Annotated in this window: 28 protein-coding genes, 1 tRNA gene and 1 riboswitch; of the genes, 8 read left to right on the top strand and 21 right to left on the bottom strand. The window is 58.0% G+C overall.

The annotated features are described in order from the left end of the window. Positions 1-22: 22 nt before the first annotated feature. From C0V97_RS18395 to C0V97_RS12175, 6 genes are all read left to right on the top strand, one after another. Entirely contained in the window at positions 23-178 is a 156-nt protein-coding gene (locus C0V97_RS18395) for a hypothetical protein (RefSeq protein WP_158625417.1), read from the top strand. Beyond that, positions 178-375: a hypothetical protein gene (locus tag C0V97_RS12195; protein WP_127102853.1), complete on the top strand. Its 198-nt coding sequence runs from the start codon at positions 178-180 to the stop codon at positions 373-375. Before C0V97_RS18395 ends, C0V97_RS12195 begins: the two co-directional genes overlap by 1 nt. After that, a complete protein-coding gene (locus C0V97_RS12190) occupies positions 372-617 on the top strand; it encodes a hypothetical protein (RefSeq protein WP_127102852.1) in 246 nt (81 codons plus the stop codon). Before C0V97_RS12195 ends, C0V97_RS12190 begins: the two co-directional genes overlap by 4 nt. After that, entirely contained in the window at positions 617-796 is a 180-nt protein-coding gene (locus tag C0V97_RS12185) for a hypothetical protein (RefSeq protein ID WP_127102851.1), read from the top strand. The genes C0V97_RS12190 and C0V97_RS12185 overlap by 1 nt, the downstream gene beginning before the upstream one ends. A 29-nt stretch (positions 797-825) precedes the next feature. Continuing rightward, positions 826-1,245 carry a lysozyme gene (locus C0V97_RS12180; protein WP_233582130.1) on the top strand — a complete coding sequence of 140 codons (420 nt, stop codon included), beginning with the start codon at positions 826-828 and terminating at the stop codon, positions 1,243-1,245. 85 nt (positions 1,246-1,330) lie between these two features. After that, positions 1,331-1,594, top strand: a complete 264-nt coding sequence (locus C0V97_RS12175; protein ID WP_127102849.1) for a hypothetical protein — start codon at positions 1,331-1,333, stop codon at positions 1,592-1,594. Here C0V97_RS12175 and C0V97_RS18590 read toward each other — a convergent pair. The 18 genes from C0V97_RS18590 to C0V97_RS12100 all read right to left on the bottom strand — a co-directional run bounded on the left by C0V97_RS18590 (position 1,591) and on the right by C0V97_RS12100 (position 14,132). Then, positions 1,591-2,001, bottom strand: a complete 411-nt coding sequence (locus C0V97_RS18590; protein WP_199751859.1) for a DUF3310 domain-containing protein — start codon at positions 1,999-2,001, stop codon at positions 1,591-1,593. The two genes, C0V97_RS12175 and C0V97_RS18590, sit on opposite strands and share 4 nt — an antisense overlap. Next, entirely contained in the window at positions 1,998-2,351 is a 354-nt protein-coding gene (locus C0V97_RS12165; protein ID WP_127102848.1) for a hypothetical protein, read from the bottom strand. The genes C0V97_RS18590 and C0V97_RS12165 overlap by 4 nt, the downstream gene beginning before the upstream one ends. 12 nt (positions 2,352-2,363) lie before the next feature. After that, entirely contained in the window at positions 2,364-3,119 is a 756-nt protein-coding gene (locus tag C0V97_RS12160) for a hypothetical protein (protein ID WP_233582141.1), read from the bottom strand. A 7-nt stretch (positions 3,120-3,126) separates the two neighbouring features. After that, the gene (locus C0V97_RS12155; RefSeq protein ID WP_127102846.1) at positions 3,127-4,047 is read right to left on the bottom strand and encodes a DNA cytosine methyltransferase; all 921 of its coding nucleotides are present in this window, start codon (positions 4,045-4,047) and stop codon (positions 3,127-3,129) included. Continuing rightward, positions 4,047-4,640, bottom strand: coding sequence for a hypothetical protein (locus tag C0V97_RS12150; RefSeq protein ID WP_127102845.1), 594 nt, complete (start codon positions 4,638-4,640; stop codon positions 4,047-4,049). Before C0V97_RS12150 ends, C0V97_RS12155 begins: the two co-directional genes overlap by 1 nt. After that, the gene (locus tag C0V97_RS12145) at positions 4,624-5,028 is read right to left on the bottom strand and encodes a hypothetical protein (protein ID WP_127102844.1); all 405 of its coding nucleotides are present in this window, start codon (positions 5,026-5,028) and stop codon (positions 4,624-4,626) included. Before C0V97_RS12145 ends, C0V97_RS12150 begins: the two co-directional genes overlap by 17 nt. Before the next feature lie 26 nt (positions 5,029-5,054). Further along, positions 5,055-6,929 carry a DNA polymerase gene (locus tag C0V97_RS12140; protein ID WP_127102843.1) on the bottom strand — a complete coding sequence of 625 codons (1,875 nt, stop codon included), beginning with the start codon at positions 6,927-6,929 and terminating at the stop codon, positions 5,055-5,057. Positions 6,930-7,268: 339 nt separating this feature from the next. Next, positions 7,269-7,808: a hypothetical protein gene (locus C0V97_RS12135; protein ID WP_127102842.1), complete on the bottom strand. Its 540-nt coding sequence runs from the start codon at positions 7,806-7,808 to the stop codon at positions 7,269-7,271. Between the two features lie 9 nt (positions 7,809-7,817). After that, positions 7,818-8,108: an endonuclease VII domain-containing protein gene (locus C0V97_RS18950; RefSeq protein WP_127102841.1), complete on the bottom strand. Its 291-nt coding sequence runs from the start codon at positions 8,106-8,108 to the stop codon at positions 7,818-7,820. After that, positions 8,092-9,720, bottom strand: a complete 1,629-nt coding sequence (locus tag C0V97_RS12125) for a toprim domain-containing protein (RefSeq protein WP_127102840.1) — start codon at positions 9,718-9,720, stop codon at positions 8,092-8,094. The genes C0V97_RS18950 and C0V97_RS12125 overlap by 17 nt, the downstream gene beginning before the upstream one ends. Positions 9,721-10,237: 517 nt before the next feature. Next, entirely contained in the window at positions 10,238-10,465 is a 228-nt protein-coding gene (locus C0V97_RS18225; protein ID WP_148114937.1) for a hypothetical protein, read from the bottom strand. Then, positions 10,446-10,667, bottom strand: coding sequence for a helix-turn-helix domain-containing protein (locus tag C0V97_RS18390; RefSeq protein ID WP_158625415.1), 222 nt, complete (start codon positions 10,665-10,667; stop codon positions 10,446-10,448). Before C0V97_RS18390 ends, C0V97_RS18225 begins: the two co-directional genes overlap by 20 nt. Positions 10,668-11,084: 417 nt before the next feature. Next, positions 11,085-11,276 (bottom strand): transmembrane Fragile-X-F protein, encoded by a 192-nt coding sequence (locus C0V97_RS12115; RefSeq protein WP_127102838.1) that lies wholly within the window; start codon positions 11,274-11,276, stop codon positions 11,085-11,087. Between the two features lie 2 nt (positions 11,277-11,278). Beyond that, positions 11,279-11,728, bottom strand: coding sequence for a hypothetical protein (locus C0V97_RS12110; RefSeq protein WP_127102837.1), 450 nt, complete (start codon positions 11,726-11,728; stop codon positions 11,279-11,281). 67 nt (positions 11,729-11,795) lie between these two features. Continuing rightward, entirely contained in the window at positions 11,796-12,359 is a 564-nt protein-coding gene (locus C0V97_RS12105; RefSeq protein WP_233582140.1) for a RusA family crossover junction endodeoxyribonuclease, read from the bottom strand. Then, the gene (locus C0V97_RS18705; RefSeq protein WP_233582129.1) at positions 12,244-12,945 is read right to left on the bottom strand and encodes a hypothetical protein; all 702 of its coding nucleotides are present in this window, start codon (positions 12,943-12,945) and stop codon (positions 12,244-12,246) included. Before C0V97_RS18705 ends, C0V97_RS12105 begins: the two co-directional genes overlap by 116 nt. A gap of 272 nt (positions 12,946-13,217) precedes the next feature. Then, positions 13,218-13,373 (bottom strand): hypothetical protein, encoded by a 156-nt coding sequence (locus C0V97_RS18385; RefSeq protein WP_158625414.1) that lies wholly within the window; start codon positions 13,371-13,373, stop codon positions 13,218-13,220. A gap of 222 nt (positions 13,374-13,595) precedes the next feature. Further along, positions 13,596-14,132, bottom strand: coding sequence for a hypothetical protein (locus C0V97_RS12100; RefSeq protein ID WP_127102835.1), 537 nt, complete (start codon positions 14,130-14,132; stop codon positions 13,596-13,598). Positions 14,133-14,512: 380 nt separating this feature from the next. On the opposite strand from C0V97_RS12100, the gene C0V97_RS18585 reads away from it, so the two are divergent. Beyond that, positions 14,513-14,656, top strand: a complete 144-nt coding sequence (locus C0V97_RS18585; protein ID WP_199751856.1) for a hypothetical protein — start codon at positions 14,513-14,515, stop codon at positions 14,654-14,656. 268 nt (positions 14,657-14,924) lie between these two features. Here C0V97_RS18585 and C0V97_RS12090 read toward each other — a convergent pair whose 3' ends face one another. From C0V97_RS12090 to C0V97_RS12080, 3 genes are all read right to left on the bottom strand, one after another. Continuing rightward, positions 14,925-16,376, bottom strand: coding sequence for a DNA-directed RNA polymerase (locus C0V97_RS12090; protein WP_158625413.1), 1,452 nt, complete (start codon positions 16,374-16,376; stop codon positions 14,925-14,927). 324 nt (positions 16,377-16,700) lie between these two features. Further along, positions 16,701-17,228 (bottom strand): hypothetical protein, encoded by a 528-nt coding sequence (locus C0V97_RS12085; RefSeq protein ID WP_127102833.1) that lies wholly within the window; start codon positions 17,226-17,228, stop codon positions 16,701-16,703. 415 nt (positions 17,229-17,643) lie between these two features. After that, a tRNA-Gly gene (locus C0V97_RS12080) sits at positions 17,644-17,717 on the bottom strand. A gap of 106 nt (positions 17,718-17,823) precedes the next feature. Further along, positions 17,824-17,903: riboswitch (SAM riboswitch) on the top strand. 64 nt (positions 17,904-17,967) lie between these two features. On the opposite strand from C0V97_RS12080, the gene metZ reads away from it, so the two are divergent. After that, positions 17,968-19,155: an O-succinylhomoserine sulfhydrylase gene (gene metZ / locus C0V97_RS12075; RefSeq protein ID WP_127102832.1), complete on the top strand. Its 1,188-nt coding sequence runs from the start codon at positions 17,968-17,970 to the stop codon at positions 19,153-19,155. Positions 19,156-19,180 lie beyond the last annotated feature (25 nt).

Below are 19,180 nucleotides of genomic sequence, written 5' to 3'. Positions count from 1 at the left end.
TGCAACTGTCAGTGAAATCAAGGTGGCCGATCAGAAGGCATACAACGCCTTGCATCCGCTTGTGCTCGATGCTCAGGCTGGGGCCTCTGTGACCTCTCTTGAGGCTACGGAAGCTCAGGCGGCAGTGTCTGCCTTCTACAGCTACCTCGCCACCCACAACATCGGAGGCGTCAAGTAATGCTGGCGGCACTTCCCCTTATCGCCTCGATCCTCTCTGCGGTCGCCTCTGACATTCCCATTATCCAGGAGCTTATCCAGCTTCTTGAGGGCATCTTCGAGGCTAAGCGGGAGCCGACTGAGGATGAATGGGCTCAGCTAGTGGCCCTTGCAGAACGCGCTCATGCGGACCTTCAGGGGGCTCAGATCAAGACGTGAATCCGGCTGAGAAGTCAGCGGACAACACTGACACCCTGATCCTTTTGGTCGGGCGCATGGACGGCAAGCTGGACATGCTGCTCACCCGTGACAAGGAGCAGGACAAGAAGATCGAGGACCATGAGGACCGCATCTCCGCACTGGAGAACGACCGGGCCAAGGTCCTCGGCATCTGGGCCGCCGTCTCAGTCGGTCTCGGCTGGCTAGGCGACCACCTCCTCACATCCTTCTGGACGAAATAATGAAGATCACCAAGACTGAGGGCGCTGCCCTCGCGGCTGCCGTTGCAACCATCGCTACCGCAGCCGGTGCGGCCCTTTCCACGGACTGGAGCACGGCCACCATCACGACCTTTGCAATGGCCGTTCTGACCGCCGTTCTCAAGGCCGCCAGTACCTTCCAGACCCCTAAGGCCCCTTAATGGGCTTCCCTGAGGAGGCCGTCTCTCTGGTGGCCTCTTTCGAGGGCTTCAGAGCGCGCCCCTATCAGGACCAGGGGGGCGTCTGGACAATCGGCTATGGGTCTACCTACCTGCTCAACGGCAAGCCCGTCACAGCCTCAACGCCAACCATGTCAGAGGCTACGGCAGCAGCCTTGCTGAGGAACGTTCTGGTATCCTTTTGGGACACTACCGAGCGCCTTGTGAAAGTGCCTCTGACGGACCGCCAAGGGGCTGCTGTGCTGAGCCTGGTCTACAACATCGGGGAGACGGCATTCAGCCGCTCAACAATGCTGAAGAAGCTCAATGCAGGGGACCTTAACGGGGCCGCTGACGAGTTCCCGAAGTGGAACCTGATCAAGGGCAAGGTGAGCCGGGGCTTGTCCCTGAGGCGCGCCAAGGAGCGAAATCTGTTCTTGTCCGCAAGTTGAAAAAACAGTTACCCTCAGAGGCCCTTTAAAGGGTCCCTTTGGGTAACTGTTTTTACTTTAACTTTTAATTTTGCAGGAAATAGCCGTGGCATTACATGATCGAATTGAGGATTTCTGGAACAGTCTCGCGACTAATGACAGCGACAAACTTGCTCTTCAGCTTTCAGATGGGCGTAAGATTACAGCATCGAAGAGAAATGAACGTGTACTGATATCTGATATTGGTGTGATGATCACGCGGGATGATAGACCTAGAGGCAAGGGTATTACAGCCTTAGTCACTTACGAGTTTATCCCGCTCGGCTCCATCGTCTCTTTCGAAGCTGTTTGCATGGAAGCTGGACGTTAGACGGCCTGCACCTTGATCGGCGCCCCTGCCTTCTCCCGCTCAACGTGCCCGATCAGTATCTCAAGATACCGGGCAGCCTTCCGCAGGTCCTCCAGACCGTTCTTCGCATCGTGACGCATGACATATTTGATCACGTTGCCGGTCAGGAAGTCGAGGTTATTGGCGGAGATGAAGGTGATGGGTTCGATGTTCCAGCGGGCGTAGTGCGAGGGTCGGAACACGGCGTCTGAAGCGGGCTCGTCCGGCACACACACAGTTTCCCCCTGAAGGTCCTCTGGGCGCACTTCAAGAGATCGCACAGTGGCCCCTGAAACAACCTGAGGACGCCGCTCATGAGCACTCACAAAAGCCTCCTTTTCTTCATCTGACAAATCCCACCAGTCGTCCACTGATGCCAGCTTACTCAAGCCGCGTTCTCCTTCTCCACCCAGCGGCCCTCTTGGGGCTCCTGCCAGGCCACGCCGAAGTGCTCTGAGATGACCTCCTTTAGAGCAAACGCAGGGATGCTATCTCCGGCTGTCAGGAATTGCTTGTGGAGGTTCTGAAGGGATTCCTTGAGTGCCCCTGCGTTCTCAGCCGGATGGAGAAGCTCAAAGTCAGACGCATATCCGGAGTCGGAATCCCCGCAGGAGAACCTGACATGCGTGTCTCCGTCAGCGTCTATCTGATAGACGACGCCCTCTTTCCCAACGTGGATCTCGTATAGAAGGTCACTTTTCACTGCCTTTACGCGGTCCCCTACCTTAAATTTGCTCATTCTCTTTCCTTCCTATTTCACAACATCTTCGAGTTTCAGCCGCTGAGGACCCTTAAGGTCCCATAAAATCACCTCTTTACTGTCCCGGTCATAATCATCCCGTGTCAGGATCTTAGCCACTCTTGCCTGCACCAAAGCATCCGCCTCGGTCAGCTTCTTGCCCTTGTAAGCCTCGACCACCAGCTTCCAGCCCGCAGTCAGAGAGCACCCGTCCCACCCGCTCAGGATCGTCTCAGCGCGCTTTGGCCCGATGCCTGGGCAGCCTGCGTAATTGTCTGTGGTGTCGCCGGTCAGAGTCTGCGTGAACCATTTCAGGTTCGCCTGAGCAGGAGTGACGATGCAGGGCTTGGAGTCCTTGACGGGATTGAAGTGCCGTCCTGGGACCGTTCTCAGGTCCTTATCGAGGGTCACGACAATGCTTTCTTCATGGCCCTTAGAGGTCGCTAGAATGCCCATGAGGTCGTCAGCCTCAAGGCCGTCTACCTCGTCACAACGGAACCGCTCTTTCACGGCCCGCACAGTGGCCCAATAGGCCAGAGGCTTGCCGCCTTTGCGGTTCCCTTTGTAGGTCGGAAGGATCTTCTTGCGGAAGTTGTGCGGGCCTGTGAACAGCACCCTAACGTCCCTGCAACGGGCTAGGCTGGCCCATGCTTCAATGGTCTCGATACAGGCCCTTTGGGCTTCTTCTTCGTCTGCGTGAATGGTCGGCTCAGGAGCGCCGAAGTCGAAAGTCTTTTGAACCGCTGCTGCGGCCCTGAAGGCGCAAATGTCGCCGTCAATTAAGGCTAGGCTTATTCAGGTCTCCGATTGCGCCGAGAAATTCCGTGATGAATTGCGCCGCGACTTGGGGCACGATTGCATTGCCGTAACCGCGCAGTCGCACCACACGGGCGGGTAGCCTTGCAGCCAACGGCTGTGAGCCGGGTTCAACTGACCGGAACTTGCCGTCCCTGCATCCGAGCCAGTCAGCACCTGACCAGAAGGCGTGATGCGGATCGGCTGGTCTGCCTTCCACACTTCCCGGCCCAGTAGGCTGTTCGTCGGAACGTTCAGACATTCCTGTCCGTCCTTGTGATCGCGCGTTGTCGGTGTTGGCCACCCAGCACGTTGCGCCGCCATGTTCAACGTCATGTTCGGGGCGAGCGGATCGTATTTCTCGCCGCGCGCTGAATAGGTTTGCGTTGGCGTCGGCCACCCTGACCGCTCCGAAGAACAGTCGCTTGCGGATGTGCGGCGCGCCGACGCTACAAGCTGGCAATACTGCCGCCCCGCAGGTGTAGCCGCATTCTTCCAGCGCATCGAATAGATCATCGATCCATCCGACCCGAATTGCCGCTTCAACCTGCTCCCCAAAAATGAGGCCAGGCTTGCACTCGCGGATGAGGTCCAGCCAGACTGGGGCAAGGTGCCGCTCATCAGCTTGTCCAAGCCCTTTTCCAGCGACGGAGAATGGCTGGCAGGGCGGTGATCCGGTCCAGACACCGGGCGTTCCTTCAAGTCCTGCCCAGCGCAGGGCGAGCGGCCAGCCGCCGATGCCGGCGAAGAAATGGCACTGGTCGAAGTCTCGCAGATCGTGGGCTGTGAGCCCGGTAATTGAGCGTTCATCTACCTCCGTATTTTGTATGTGCCCTTGAGCACTGAGTTCGCGAAGCCATGCGGCGGCATTCTTATCCCATTCATTGCAGAGTGTACGCATCAGAGGGACGCCTCCGCACCCAGATCAAACCTGATACCTGGCATCCGCTGCTTGAACCTCTCAGCCCTCCGCAGGGACCTCTCAACGCCCTCTGGAGTCTCCTTTCGCATCAGCCGCATAACCCCGTCTCTCAGGTCGGCGTGAGCCTCTCCAGTCATCCTGACGAGGTTATCATCAAAGCTGATCTGGCAGGCGGCGAAGTCCATGCGGCGGCGAACGAATGCCTCGAAGTCGTTCACCCCATGAGGGCGCTGGATTTCGATGACGTTGATCGGAAGCGCGCCAAGCGCGTGGTCTACGAACACGGCAGAAGCGCCTGCTTCAGAGGCTGTGCCGGGAATGTAGTCGAGACCGCAGATTGAGAAGTGGTGGCCGAGGACTTTGTGAAGGTCCGGCAGGCGCGCTTCCAGAGGACCATCAGCGGCGTCTACGAAGATATCCAGGTCCTTGACCTGAAAGTCCCAGCAAAGGTCACGCAAAGCGCCCCCTGCAAGGACCGCTGTGGGGTAAACGGTGCGGACTACCTTGAGGGCAGCCTTGTAGTGTTCCGGCAGGAACGGGACCTTAAAGGCCGTTTCAGGGGTTATTGGCAAGCTCCGTGAAGGTGACTGTTGAAGGGCCGGGGCTAAACGTAGCCCGAATGCCATAAGCCTTATCCAGCGCCTGGCCGATCCAGAACTGCTCGCTGTTTTCAAGTGTGTGCAGCGGGGCGTCCTTGACGGCCTCCAACCGCGCCTTCAGGGCCTCTATAAGGGCCGTGCGGGTGTCGGAGGCAGGATCAGCCGGGTGCTGCACAATGTATCCCCCCTTGGACTGATAATTGTCGGGATCCTGAACGCAGGCGTAGCGGGCGTCTCCTCCATCATCTTCGATGAATAGCCCGCAGGCGGGGTCTTCCTGGACTGTGTAGGGTTTATCAGCCGATATATCCCAGCTGCGGCGCGCGAACGCCACTACTGTTCCCGCTTTGATTTGATCCATTTCTTTCATTCCTTCTCTCGATTGCACTAATGCGTTTCGCGCCAATTCACCCCAATGGAATACTCACCAGCCATTGGGCACCTTGAACCAAGCCGCTCACCGGCCTCTTTGATTGAATCTGCAAACGCCTGCCCGACTGCCTTAGCAATCTCCGGGCGGGCCTCCATCTGGGCCTCGTCATGGACGTTAGCGCAGAAAGCGAAGTCCTTGCCGTGTTCCCAACCGTTCTCAGCGCACTTCTCGAAATAGAAGATCACTGCTGCGAGCTTCATTACAGATGCCTCGAAGGACTGCATAAGAAACACCAGCGCGCTATGCTCTGAGCGGCACTTGACGTGCATCCCGCCGAGGGCCTTCAAATACCCTCTACCGCCCTTTTTGGGGCTGCGTGCAGCGGCCTGAATAGCAGCCTGCAACCGATCAAAGCCAACAATGGACTTGAACAACTGCCTGCGAGCCAACTTGCCTAGTTCGCTATCGGGAACTCGCGGGACGGGAACACCAGCTTCGCGGCACTCTTCCTTGATCGTTTTCCCCAGCTTGGGGTCTCCCCCGCCGAATAAAACGCAGTATAGGGCACGCTTTGCACCTTCACGGAGCCTCCCGAGTAGCTTACCAGGATCGCCGCTGTACCCAGGAGGGACACGCATTCCGCATAGCTCAAGAGCCTTGCGGTTGGCGCTGTGCGTATCAGTACCCAGCGCCTTGTCCCCGTTGATTTCGCGATTGATCGCAAGTCCGTCGTCATAGTGAGCAAGGTAGTGAGCCAGGGCGCGGGCCTGTATCGACGCGCCATCACAGCCGATAAGTTTCCAATCTCGTCTAGCGGTCCACACGGAGCGCATACGCAAGTCCTTTTTTGAGACTTGCGCTAGATTAGGACCGCTGTGGCTGCATCGACCTGGAGCACACCCGACCGAGTTGACTCGGCCATGAATACGTCCGTCGCTTCCGACCACCTGGAGCCATCCGTATTTTCCATCGGACAACTGCCCAAGCTGCTTGGAGACAGCGAAGTATCGGACTAGCTTCTTTGCCTGCGGGAACGGCAGGCGGGACAGGATTTCATCGTCAATGGTCGGGTTTCCATCATTGCCGTAGGCCTTGGGCTTCCAGCCAAGTTGGATAAGCCGCTCCCCAACCTGCTTACGGGAGCCGGGGTTGAAGTCCTGAAGGATCACCTTGGTCATGGGGCACCCAGCAGTATAGCCGTGGCGCTTGTTGTCCCCCTTAGGGGTGAACATCGCGGCCTGTGCATTCTTCCCGTTAGGGACCCATCGCGGGGGAAATGCTGACTGCGCCTCGGTAAGGAGGTCTGCCAGCTCGCCGCGAAGTTCTGCCTCGAGTTCCTGAGCCGCCTTGATATCCAGCGTGAAGCCATTCTGCTCCTGTAGGAACATGATCCAGGCGAACTTCAGCTCAGTGTCGAGACATCCCCAATCCTCGACTTCCTTGACGTGATTGTAGAGAGCGCGGGTCACGACAACGTCCTGCGCCGCATACTCCATCATGGCCGGAGTGCAGGTGTCCCAAGGGCCGTTGAAGATCCCCTTCAAAACCCCTAAACGCTGACCCCATTCGTCCAGGCTGTGTGCCCTTTCTTCCGGCGCGAAAAGCCGCGCCATAACAAGCGTGTCCACCATCTGCTCCAGTCGGAGCGTTCCGGGGTAGAGCTTCTCGATCAGCGGAAAGTCGTATTTCAGGACGTTGTGCCCGATAAGTTTAGGGGCTTCTGAAAGTCGTTGAAGGCCTTCAGCGATTGAAGGATATCCCGGCAAGGCATCGCAGTAGATGGTGCTATCGGCGCCTTTGACTGTGCCGATCTGGAGTGAGTGAAGTTTGGTGGCGGTGTCGAGGAGGCCGTTAGCCTCGCAGTCCCATATGAGAACCTCTTCAGGCATTAGCGTCTCCCGCGAAGGGGGACGGGCGCCACTTGATGAAGCGAATGCCCTTGTCGTTCTCCCTGAAAGTTCTCTGAGCGTGTGAGTGAAGGGACTTGTAGCTCAACACCCGCTTACCGTCCCGAAGCAGGTGTAGCGTCCCGTCTGCCGCACCCTCTGAAACCAGTTGACGGGCAAGCCGACAGCTCGCACCGGCGCGGCTTGTGGTGGACGACGCTAAATAGGAAGCTGTGTCCAGCCCCTCGGAAGAGGTGGAGATGCTGAACTCGTATTCAATTGTCAAAGAGCGTCTCCTAAGGACGCCCTTAGCGTCCCGTTCATCTGTCGTTGAAAATCACCTCACCAGTCGCAGCTAAACCCGCCGCTATCAGACGACGAAGATCCGCTGTCGTAGCTGAAGCCGCTGCTGTCTGAGCCTGAGGAGAAGCTGTCTGAAGATAATGGATAGGAGGGCGCGCTTTCGATCACCGTGGTTGACCCATGAGAGCTGCCCATGAGTTCCCCCAGCAGGATACCCTCGAAAAGGCGGTCACTCTGGACTGGCGGGGTGTAGGGAGGCGTGTAAGGCGCCGTGTAGTGCTGCCGAGGCTCAGGAACCGCAGTTCGGCTATAGGCGCGCACCGGAGGGGCCACAGTCGAGTCAACCTGTCGGGGCGGCGCACGATACGCTCCCACGCTCGACACTGAGCGGACATAGGGACGGTCATCTGCCTCGGGCTCGATGAACCGCGTCTGCGAAACGCGCTCGACACGTTCGATAACCTTGGGCTTGCGAGCCAAGTAGATAGCAAAGCCGACTGCCACGATCAGCGCGACAAGCGCCAGCATCAGGACGAACAGAAAGCCCGTGCTGATGTGGACATGATGATGGGGCTCCAAAGGAGTCTCCTAAATTTCGTGTTGAATGAGATAGTCGGCGGCCTTGATCAGCACCTCGGGATTGTCCGAGAAGTGCCCAAGACCAACGTTGCACCGGGAGCAGAGGAGCCCTCTTACGGCCCCTGTTTGGTGGTCATGATCTATACTGAGCCGCAGCCCTCCAAAGTCAGACTGGCCGCAAATGGCGCAGCCATAGTGTTGGGCTTTGAGCTTCTGGTGATAGTCGGGGATGGTCAGGCCGTAGCGGCGAAGGGTGTCTTTAAGGGACTTTAGGGGGTCCCTCTTAGAACGGCGCGTCATCGTCCTCTTGGAACGCCTGCACGGGCTCTGTGCGCTCCCCTTCGATCAGCCTGCCTGTTGCATCATCGAACGTGAGAGGGAATGTCATTCCGTTGGCGCGCCCGGTTTCACGGTCCTTAAGGCACCTTAGGGTGCTCTGGCGGCGCTCCTCTGGATCATCCGCCTGCGTGTTTCGCTCAAGGCCCCAGAGCATGTGCGCCCAGAACATAATGGCGCGCGCGCCCTTGAAGTGCTGACCTTTAACGCGCCCGCCTTCCTCATGCGGCGGGCCGTCCTTTGGCGTAGCGAGATGGGAGATAAAGTGGAAAACGAAATTGAGGGTCTTGGCCATTGTGGCCATTTCCTCAAGCACCGCCTCAAGTTCCCGGCGCTCGTCATCCATATGGGCCGTGAGGGCCGTGAGGTGATCAAGGTAGATGCTCTCACAGCCAAGGTGCTGCACCATATACTTGATACGGCCCCGGATAACGTCCCACGTAGTCGCGCCGAAGCTGTCATAGAGATAGAGGCGGTCTTCCTGAGCAACCTCATCAAGAGAAGCTGCAAGCTCATCCTGCGTCCAGCTTCCGTCTGGAATATGAAACCGCTTCCCCGCAAACTTACCCGCCAGCCGCTTTCCAGTCTGCTCGATAGGCTGCTCAAGGAATAGGATACCGACCTTCAGACCAAGCTGCGTTATGTCAGTCTCGACCATCTGCGTTATTAAGTCGGTCTTACCAACGCCTGATCCAGCTCCGATACCAATAAGCTGGCCCTTCCGCCGCCCATAGGTGGCTGCTGTGACACTTGGGAATAGGTAGGGGATACCCACCTCCACTGGAGCAAGGATTTTGTCCCTCACATCCGCAAGCGTTACAATACCGTCTGGTCGGTAGGTCCGGGCATTGTAGATTGCCGTGGTAAGCGCCTTCACGTCGCCGTGGGTGAGCATCTCATTGGCGTCTTTGCGGGGCAGCTCAGCAATCTTGCATCGCCCAGGAGTGAACAACTGAGCACACTCCGCAGCCGCCTTCCGCCCCGGCTCGTCCATGTCGAACATGAGGACGACTTCTTCGTACCCTTCAAGCCACGCTATCTGCGCTGAAAGGGCCTTTGAGGCACCCTGAGCGCCGTTTGGAAGGGACACTACAGGCCATGAAAGGCCCGTTACCTGGGCCACTGAAAGGGCATCAATCTCGCCCTCAGTGACCACCACCCGCTTTCCCTTACTCGGCCAGACGTGCTGGGCAAACAGGGGAGCATCCTTCATCCCGATAGCTGAGAACGCTTTATCCTTGCCGCGTATCTTCTGCCCGACCAGATGGCCATCAGCGTCTCGGTAGTCTGCGATCTGCACGGTGCTTCCGTGCTTGTCTGTGCCGACCCTATAGCCCATCTTGCGGCAGGTCTCAGCGGTGATGCCGCGCTTTGTGAGCGGTTGGTAATCGCCTTCAATGAAGGCTGCGGTCGATGACGTGCGCGCCTCCTGCTTTTTTGTTGGTGTCTGGTCTGATGGCCCCGTGTGGTGCCCGCAACTGAAGCAGTGAATGTGCCCGTCTGTGTAGAGAGCGGCTGCATCGCGGGAACCGCAGGCTGAGCAGGGACCTTTGCTCAGGTAGTCAGATGCTTCCATGCACCGCAGGAAGGCATAAAAGCCTGCGAATACAGGCTGAAATCAAAGCGGCTTCGGGGTGCGTCAGCCACGCGGTCTCATAGAGGCTCCCCCGTCCGACCATTGCAGCCGGGACAGGGATTAGGCCCTCAGCCCACTTAGCAAGATCAGACTTGCGCCGCTCAGCCTCAGCCATATCTTCATGGCTCTCAGCTTTGGAGGTCATGTGCCTCCGATCCGACAACGTCGCCGGTCTTAGTGTATGAGACCTTGATTCCCAAGCCCCGCTGAGAGGCCACTGTCACGCCCTTTCCGCTGGCCGGTAGGGTCTCAATGTGAATGTTCCCCGGAAAGCGCAGCTTGAGGGCCGTGACAAGCTCCTGAAGGGTCACATCGGCAGTCATGTGAATGTCGCGCTGAGTTTTCATAGGCTCACCACACCACAAATCGTGGCGCAGGCCGCTGAGCGGTACTCGGAACGGAATGGCTCGAACCCCCACGGCGGAGCGTCGAGGGGACGTAGACAACGGGTTTCTTGTCAGACACGCGGAAGCTCCTGTGCAAAGGCTGTGAGGGTGGCGGCAAGAATGTTCGCCTGTTCGTAAGAGAGATTCAGGAAGTCGTCGTCCTGCTCGACAATGATGCAGGCTGGCATTCCGTCCTCCTCAGGGGCGACGGACACTCGGATATTGTCCTGTTCGTTATCATCAACGATGGTAGAGTCTGAGGGCTGGCCCGGTATTGAGTTACGCTCGATCGCTGTCACTTGGCTTCTCCAGATAATACCGGACGTACCGCTGGCCCGTAGGGTCCTTGCGGGGTTCCTTGCGAATGCCATGCCCAGCCTCTTTGAGGTCCAGGATACGGCGCGGAAGATGGCGGATGCGGTAGACCGCTGCGGCCTCGACGGCAGAGATCGAGCCGTGGTGCTGAAGGTGGTCCAGCACGAGTTTTGCTTGAGGTGTCATGGGCTCCTTGAAGGTGCCCCTAGGGGACAGATGCGGACGAGACTGACGCATCGTAATGAGAGACGTATGTAGCGCAGTCTGCCGGTATGGTAGCCAGCAGGGGGCAGCGTCTCGCTCACCTATCCATCGGTGTTTGATTTGAAATTGCCGTGTCGCAAGGCACGATCTCTTGGGCATTCAGGCGCGCCATAGCTGGCCCGGTTGCTTAGTTACCCCTATGCGTGAGACGCATCTTGGTGCGTGAGGGAGCTGTTCTCACCTTCAATTTCGGCGGCTCTGCCTGACGTGGACCGACCTTCGGCGGAGCCCAATTCCCAGATACTGCTGGGCCAGCACACATCTGCCCTCTAAGGGCACCCTAAACAAACTTGAAAGTATCCCGCCAAGGCAGCCGAAGCTGCCCTGACAGGAATTCACTCATTTCATCATCGGCTCAAAGCGCGCCCTGCGGCTGCCGCCCGCGCAGCCCAAAAGGACCAGCAGAAAGAACAGCAGCCAAGCACCTGGAATGACCAGCATGGGGAACAGGACAAGTGCCCATCCCCAGGCGACGATGCCGGACAGTTTGAGGCCGATGAAAAGGAGTGTGAGAGCGAGGAGAAAGGGCATTTTCAGGTGCCGATAGGGGTGCACCAGCTCGCTTGGCGGTACGTCCAATCGTCCTTCCCCATAAAGTTGAGTCTGATGTCCCCCTCTGAGTCTACCTCGGGGCGAATGACAATCGCCGGAAGGTCGTCATCCTCAACCTTCACCCACTGGCCCCAGAAGAACTTCGGCGCAGAGACCGGTTCGGGGGTTTTGATGGTGTCCTCAGGGACGTAGACAGTGCCGTTGATGGTCACTGCGGGGACCTGAGGGGCCTCTGCGCTCTCAATATCGGAGGCATTGAAGTTCCACCAATCCGTCTTGTCTATGTTCCACAGAATCACCCTATCACCATCGGAAGGAATGCCGCGAACCTCCACAACATGACCTACCATGGCGCGGGTAGGTCCTACGGGGCTGTAAGTGCTTGCTTTCACGAGCACCTTCATACCCTCTTTCACATCTTCTATACGCATACTTATAGCCTCCGCTCAGCGATCCGCTGGCACAGTTGATTGAATGAAATTTAGGATTGGGGTTGGGTTAGTTCAGAACGCCGAGGATCACGCGGACCCCCGCAGGTTCCCCTGAACGAGCCCAGCGTTTGTGCGCGGAAATGCTCACCAGATTGTCGTCATCTTCGTAGACCTTCGCCTGTGTGAGGGCATCCTGAACGCCCTTCACGAGGTTATCCACGTCGCCCCCAGGACGGCGGCGCTTGGTTGCCTTTGGCTTGGTGACGATGACCTCCATGAGGCCGTATAGGTCGCCTTTAAGGGGCGTTTCAGGGCGCTGTTTCGAGACCTGCTCAATGCAGGCCTGAAGAAATTCCCCGTAAAGTTTTCCCTTGTAGACATAGGCTCGACCGCCCCGAACGGCAGCCCGAAGGCTCTCCGGTCGAGGTTCAGCTTCAATGGTGACTGTGTGGGTCTGCGAGGTGTTCTCTGCGATCCAGTCAAAGGCCTGCTGGATGATGCCAGCCTGACGGGTCTCAGAAATCGTCGTTGTCCCCCGCCGAAGCGCCTGTGTCGTCAGAGCCGCTCCAGCCCGTATCCTCGGCCTCGTCTGAGCCCTCGTAGCCTTCTTCCTTGCCGAAGCCGTATCCACCGGCATCACGAGCGCCGCCCGAGGACAGTTCGATGATCTGAACAGCTTCCAGAGCCAGTGTCAGACCGCCTGCACCCGTGCCGGGAAGGAAGTAGCCGAACTGGCCCGTCTTGAAGTCCTTCTTGACCTCGAAGGACACCTTCGCGACCGTTCCGCCCCAGGCGTCAGGAACCGGGTCGAGCTTCTTGCCCTTGGCGTCGAACACAGGGAGCTTGGAAGTCCACTTCGTGCCATCCTTGCGTTCGCCCGAGGCCTTCATCTTGAAGTTGAACTTGATCTCGCCGGTCGGCTCCTCAGTGTCCTTGTCATACACCTCGGAATAGAGCGGGTTCATATTGACCTCGCCTAGACGCTTCTGGCTTCCCTTGGGAAGTGCGTCAAACTGCTCCTGAGCAAAGGCTTCAGCCTGCTTGTAGAATGGCTCCAGCTTGGCCAGGAACGCCTGCGTGTCTGCATCGTCTATCCGCAGGATCAGCGGAGCCTCGAAAGCGCCCTCAGGTTTGAACTTGGTGTTCGGGACGCGGAGTGAGGGGAATTGCAGGGTGCCCTTAGGGGACGTGAGAATTTTCTTAGGGGCTTTCGCCATGTCTGTATCTGTCCGAAATAAGAATTGAGAGTTCAGTCCCGATCCGTCCGAACGGGGTTTGATGATTGTGCGCGCCTAGCTCAAACGCTTACTCAGATGACAAGGCGCTGCCGGTGTCGTGGTTACGAGGATGATGTGGTGGCCCTGCGTCTGCACGGCTTCGACCAAGCGGAGGAACACGTCCTCCAAGCGATCAGGGTCTCCCTGAAAGTCCGGCCAAACGGCCCTCATGCCCGCTGAGAGGACCTTTGCCTTCTCCCTTGGGGTGTTCTTCATGCGGCGCGGTCGAGGCGATTACGGATACGAAAGGCGCCGTCAGCGTCCTTGCCGTGGGTCTTGATAAATTCCCGCTTGAGGATCTGCTGGGGAAGTGAGGTCCACAGCGGGGACATGTGCTTCTGGCGACGTGAAGGTGCTTGGAAGTTCATTGGGCAGTCCTTGAATGTTGATCCAGCGGCTACTGTTCTATTACGTAAGTTAAATTGTCACGTTAGAGGTTTATTGGTTGCAGGTGCGCAAAGGAGACAAGCCATGGGGACCGATATGATGCGCTTAGGCGCCGCAGCGGTCGCTGCGGGCAGGCCCTACAGCAGCGTGACGAATTGCAGTGCTTTAGGGCCTAGCTTTGCCCCCTGCACGACGAGCGGGTATTAGACTCCCTCGCGGATGGCTGCGGCCCAACATTTGGCGTAGCGTTCACCCCAATGAGCGCCATGTTCATCAGCTCGGATTGCGCTTGCATCAAGCATTTTCGCGCACCGCTCCCGCTCCGCTGCTACGGCCTCGGATATCCGGCGATCGACCTCCCCCTCCAACTCCTTCACCCGAACCTCAAGCGCGGCGACGTTGGCGGGGCGGGTGTAGATAGGCCGAACTATAGAACCGTTTCTAATGTACCATTCAGGCGACCCTTTTAGTATGGGATGCCAATCGCCATATGCGTTTTGATATTGCCATCCAACAGGCTCCGCCCCCTCCGCATCCTCCGCATCCTTCCGGCGCTGCTCTGCCGCGCCTCTGGCCTCGGCTTCGAGAACGTGAGAGGAAGCCCTCGCCATTATTTCTTCTCGGTAGGATTGGTTGAGTAGGTGGAAAATCTTTTCCGGGCCGATCGCCCTTGCCAAAGCATCGGTCTGCGCCTCCCGCGTCCGAAACTCCGCGCTCTCCGGCTTCTGTTCGTTGGTCATGCGCCTTCTCCAATAGCCCGCTTGTGCTCAGCCTCAGACATTTCGATCAGGATATTGTTCTGGGCGTCCCTTGCGGCGGCCCATGCGGCGTCCCTTGCGGCGGCCCTTGCGGCGGCCCTTGCGGCGGCCCCTGCGGCGGCCCATGCGGCGTCCCTTGCGGCGGCCCCTGCGGCGGCCCATGCGGCGGCCCCTGCGGCGGCCCATGCGGCGTCCCTTGAGGCGGCCCCTGCGGCGGCCCATGCGGCGTCCCTTGCGGCGGCCCCTGCGGCGGCCCCTGCGGCGTCCCATGCGGCGTCCCTTGCGGCGGCCCCTGCGGCGGCCCTTAGCGCCTCATTCCCAGTTTCAAGGTATTCCCGCACGACAAATGGAGCATCCCAAAGATGAATAACGTCGAGCGCACACCGGCGCGAAAACGCTCTCAGGATCTGCTCTGCATCAAGTCGCCAAATGATACGTCGATGACGTGCTGCCAGCTTGTCGTCAGCATCATGCTCAACGTCGCCCCAGCACTCGACACGACATAGCATGTGGCCGGGTGCGTACTGTAGGGCGTCAATCAGGCGTTCGCTGGCGTGTAGGCCCTGCTGGCACGGGATGACCGGGCCTACATGGGTCAGAATCTCTCCATCAGCGGGGACTTTGCGGCCGTCCCGAAGGGTGTCCCCTACGAAATGCCAGGCGAGAACTTTGTCGTCACAGTTCATAGGGAACCTCCAGATATGCAAAACCGCCACCCGAAGGGCAGCGGCTACTGTTCTATTACGTAAGTTAAATTGTCACGTTAGAGGTGTATCATGAAAAGAAGAACTCAGACCGCAGCACTTCATTGATATCAAATGCCCCTCTCTTAGGAGGCTCTGGCAGGTAAACATGCGGGGCATAATCAGCTATCTCAGATGCCGTCTGTGCTAATCGATCCTGCTGGTAAATCTCTACAAAGCTCTCCCGCAGTGACCTCGCAAGCGTCTGAGTGTCTGCGGCATGGGTGCCGTAGCTGTCATGTATCATCGCGAACGACCTAATGCCTTGGTTAAATGCTTTATTAACCGTCATTGAGAGGTGCGCGCCGTCAAAGCTGTGCACATAGTTTGGGGGCGCTCCCGCCGCTTGCTTACGGACGGACAGCGGCTGGGCATCTGATTCATCGTAGACCACAAGATGCCCACACAGCGTAGGCACTCTGTGCTGAACGGGCTCCCTATATGCCTGCTCGATCACTGACCCGGAGGGGGTTTGCCACGAGAAGGGCACCCCGGCTTTCGCCAGTTCTGAGGCGCACTCGCGTAGATAACCCATCACCCCTTGAGCGGCCCCTGCGGTGCCCTCCAAGGCCCCCATAATGTGTCCCCGAATATACTCGGCGGCCTTCCCCTTCCCTTCGCTGATCCCTCCCATAATCGCATCGTCGTTAAGGATCTGGGTTCTGATGCCGCGCGCGGTAACTCCGTAGGGAGTTGTCATCACTGCGCGTTTTACGAGGCTACGCAAGAAGCCTGTGTCACCCATACGAGGCTCCCATTCCAAGGCCTCGGAAATACCTTGAGAGGCATCGCTGAGAACCCGCTCACGAACGCTCTGCCCCACATCTATATATATGTCTTGTCTGGTATTGCGGGCGGAGAGATTGGTAGCTGCCGCCCCGATAGGATCAAGCGCCAGGGCGCTCAGATGCTGCAAGCCATTACAGGTACCGTCCATCGGAACCGGCAGATGACTTATGAAGTCCTCCGGATTACCTGAGGACCAAGCCAGGTTCAGTTCGTGGCAGGTGGCGAGAAGGCTCCAGGCTTCGTCTCCGCCGTTAACTTCCGCCCACCATAGACACTCCTCTGGGTGCGCTGCCGAATCTCTTACCTGATCTTTATGGTCCAGCGCCCAGGACACACGCTCGTTGAGCGTCATCTTGTCCTTACCAGCGCAGTTGGCGAGGCGGACCAGGAGCCAAAAATATCCCAGGCTTCCGAGCTTCTTCCCCTCGGCAAAATGGATTCCTCCCTTACCTACATCCGAGGCCTGTGGATGCGGACCCGAATTTATGGCTGGGTAAATCCGCCCTCTAAAACACCTATTATGCGGGAAATATACGGCCCTCTCGTTGCGCAGCTCTTGAGCCACAGAAATGAGGTCCATGAAAGCGAACTTCCTCCCGACAACCTTTGCGTTGTGATCGTAGATTCCTGCCATAGTGGATTTGTGCTCTTTGCGCTGTTCATCCGTCAGCGCTTCCCACGTTGTATCTGACATTGCTCTGTGGCGCCGCCCGGTTCGGAGACTGTCGCGCCATGCCTCGTATGAGGGAGAGCCTAAGGGCGTGATGGGGAGTTCGAGAGGCACCCCCGGCAGACTAGTCCGGTCCGCAAAGGCTTTGGTCTGAAGGTCAAGGATGAACTGATTCACCCTCCAAGGTGTGGCTTGGACCCGGTTAACTGAGTCCAGGTCAGCCGCACTTACCGAGGCGCGCCCTTTATCATTAAAGCTGCGGCGATTTGTGCGTACCAGAGGAATCTTGTGAACGTAAAACCCGCCTGAGAACAATTCCGACATAAGATATCTCAACACGTTAGAGGTTTATTTCCAAGTCAGCGGCGGTGTGACCATAGCCATCAGACGGGGGGCCGAAAGGCTCATTTTCTCGGCATCATCCAGTAAATCCTGTACGGTCTGAGATGACGCAACGACGCAGCGAGCGCAGGGCTTTGTGGGGTCCGCCGCAACCTCAGCCGTGACAATCGCACCCTCGGACGCTACGCATATGCGCTCAATGAGCCACGCCCCAACCGTTATACTGTGAATTTCAGACCATTCCGCTTTAACCAAAACTCCGGCGCGTCGTGTCCATTCCTTCCATTGGCGCACATTTGGATTCTTGTAGCGTTCCTTAAAGCGTGTGAGGAGTACGGAGAGCGTGTCATCTCCTTCTGACTTCTCCGCCTTCGCTTGCTCTTGCATCTGGTTGTATGAAAGCTGGCTTCGTAAGGCGGCCGCCACAGACTTTGATAAGCGCGTCACAGGCGGTGCGAAGGACATTCCAACGTTACCGAGGACCGTGGCTGTAGCGACGATAGCTACCTCTAGGTGCTTGTCCGTGAAAGCCATGAAGCAATCTCCAACTACGCTCTTCCTCCCTCGTTCACCAGCCGCAGCTATAGCCTTGTCAGTTTCATTCCGGATCTCTTCGGCTAGAGGCGTCACAATCTTTCGTAATAACCTCCTCCCCGGCCCCGTCTCGTGCAGCCGACCACTGGCGGTAGCGCGCTCCATATCTTCCATGAAAATCTTCTGAGCGCGGCGGACTCCGACCATCTCCCACTGAGCCTGACGAAATATTTCCGACATTCCGGCGGGCACTTCGGAATGGGCAGTAGGATCATCTTGTAGGACGCTGTTAGGACCCATTTAGGACACCTCGAAGGTTTCGTGTGAAATCAATATGTTAGTTACGTTACTGGTTTATCGTATTGGAGAAAGTAAGGCGCTGCAAGGGTTTTCTAACAAATTTTCAGGGGTTTTCTGGAGCGGGTGAAGGGAATCGAACCCTCGTATGCAGCTTGGGAAGCTGCCGTTCTACCATTGAACTACACCCGCACGGCGCCCCTTCTAGCGCAGCCGCGTACGCGTTGCAATGTCTCTCCCCCTGTTGACGAAGCATCATCGCTTTGCGCATAGTCGCAGCCGTCAAGCGCTCCGACGAGCGATTGACCCTCGCGATTTGAAAGGCCGGATTGCGGCGAGGCTAAACAACAGCGCTAAAGAGGCCCGGGATCCATCACATCCCAGGTTTTCCACGGCCAGAATCGCACCTTCATCTCCCGGTGCATTTTGGAGTGTCTTCCCCATGACAGACCACAGCTACGGCCCCTCGACCCGCCTGCTCCATCAGGATGTCAGCCGAACGGAACATGGTGAAACCAGCGAGTCCATCTTTCTTACTTCCGGCTTCGTCTATGAAAGCGCCGAACAGGCCGCTGCCACCTTCACCGGTGAAGTAACCCATTATCAATATTCGCGCTTCGGCAACCCGACCACCGACGCCTTGCAGGCGCGCCTCGCCCTGCTCGAAGGGGCAGAAGCCTGCATCGTCACTGCAAGCGGGATGGGCGCCGTTTCCTCTGCGCTGCTGTCACATCTGAAGCAGGGCGATCGCGTCGTTGCCTCGCGGGCGCTTTTCGGTTCCTGCTACTGGATCGTGACGACGCTCCTGCCGCGATATGGCATCGAAACCGTTCTGGTCGATGGCGATGACTGGGCAGGCTGGGAAGAGGCACTCGCCACTCCCGCCGGCGCGGTCCTGATCGAGAGCCCCTCGAACCCCATGTTGGACGTGCTCGATGTCGAGCGCATCGCCACTCTGGCACACAAGGCCGGCGCGCTTTTGATGGTCGATAACGTCTTCGCATCCCCAGTGGGGCAGAAGCCGCTCGAACTCGGCGCAGACGTCGTGCTCTACTCCTGCACCAAGCATATTGACGGCCAGGGACGCGTGCTGGGCGGGGCGGTTCTCGGCCGCAAGCAGTGGATCGAAGAGGTACTCCAACCTTTCACGCGCAATACCGGCAATGCACTTTCCCCGTTCAATGCCTGGGTACTTCTCAAAGGGCTCGAGACCTTGCCGCTCCGCGTCAATGCCATGGCGTCCAATGCAAGCGCCGTCGCGCATTTCCTGGAAAATCAGCCGGGGATCAAGCGCGTGTCCTATCCAGGGCTCGCCTCGCACCCGCAACGCGCACTTGTTGAAAAGCAGATGAGTAATGGGGGTTCGCTGGTGGCGTTCGAGGTCGAGGGCGGGAAAGAGGCGGCCTTCCGCTTCATGAATGCGTTCAGGCTCATCGCCATTTCGAACAATCTTGGCGATGCCCGCTCACTGGCGACCCATCCTGCAACGACCACCCATTCCAAGGTCGCCGCAGAGGAACGCGCGCGCCTCGGGATCACCGATGGCGCTATCCGCCTTTCGGTCGGGCTTGAAGATAGTGCAGATCTGATTGCTGACCTTAAACGAAGCCTTGCTGCGCTGAATGGCTGATTGCCTTTAGCGCGACCCTGAGCCT

The organism is Asaia sp. W19 (genome assembly GCF_003994335.1).
Taxonomy (GTDB): Bacteria; Pseudomonadota; Alphaproteobacteria; order Acetobacterales; family Acetobacteraceae; genus Asaia.
This window is presented reverse-complemented; position numbering and strand designations above follow the sequence as displayed.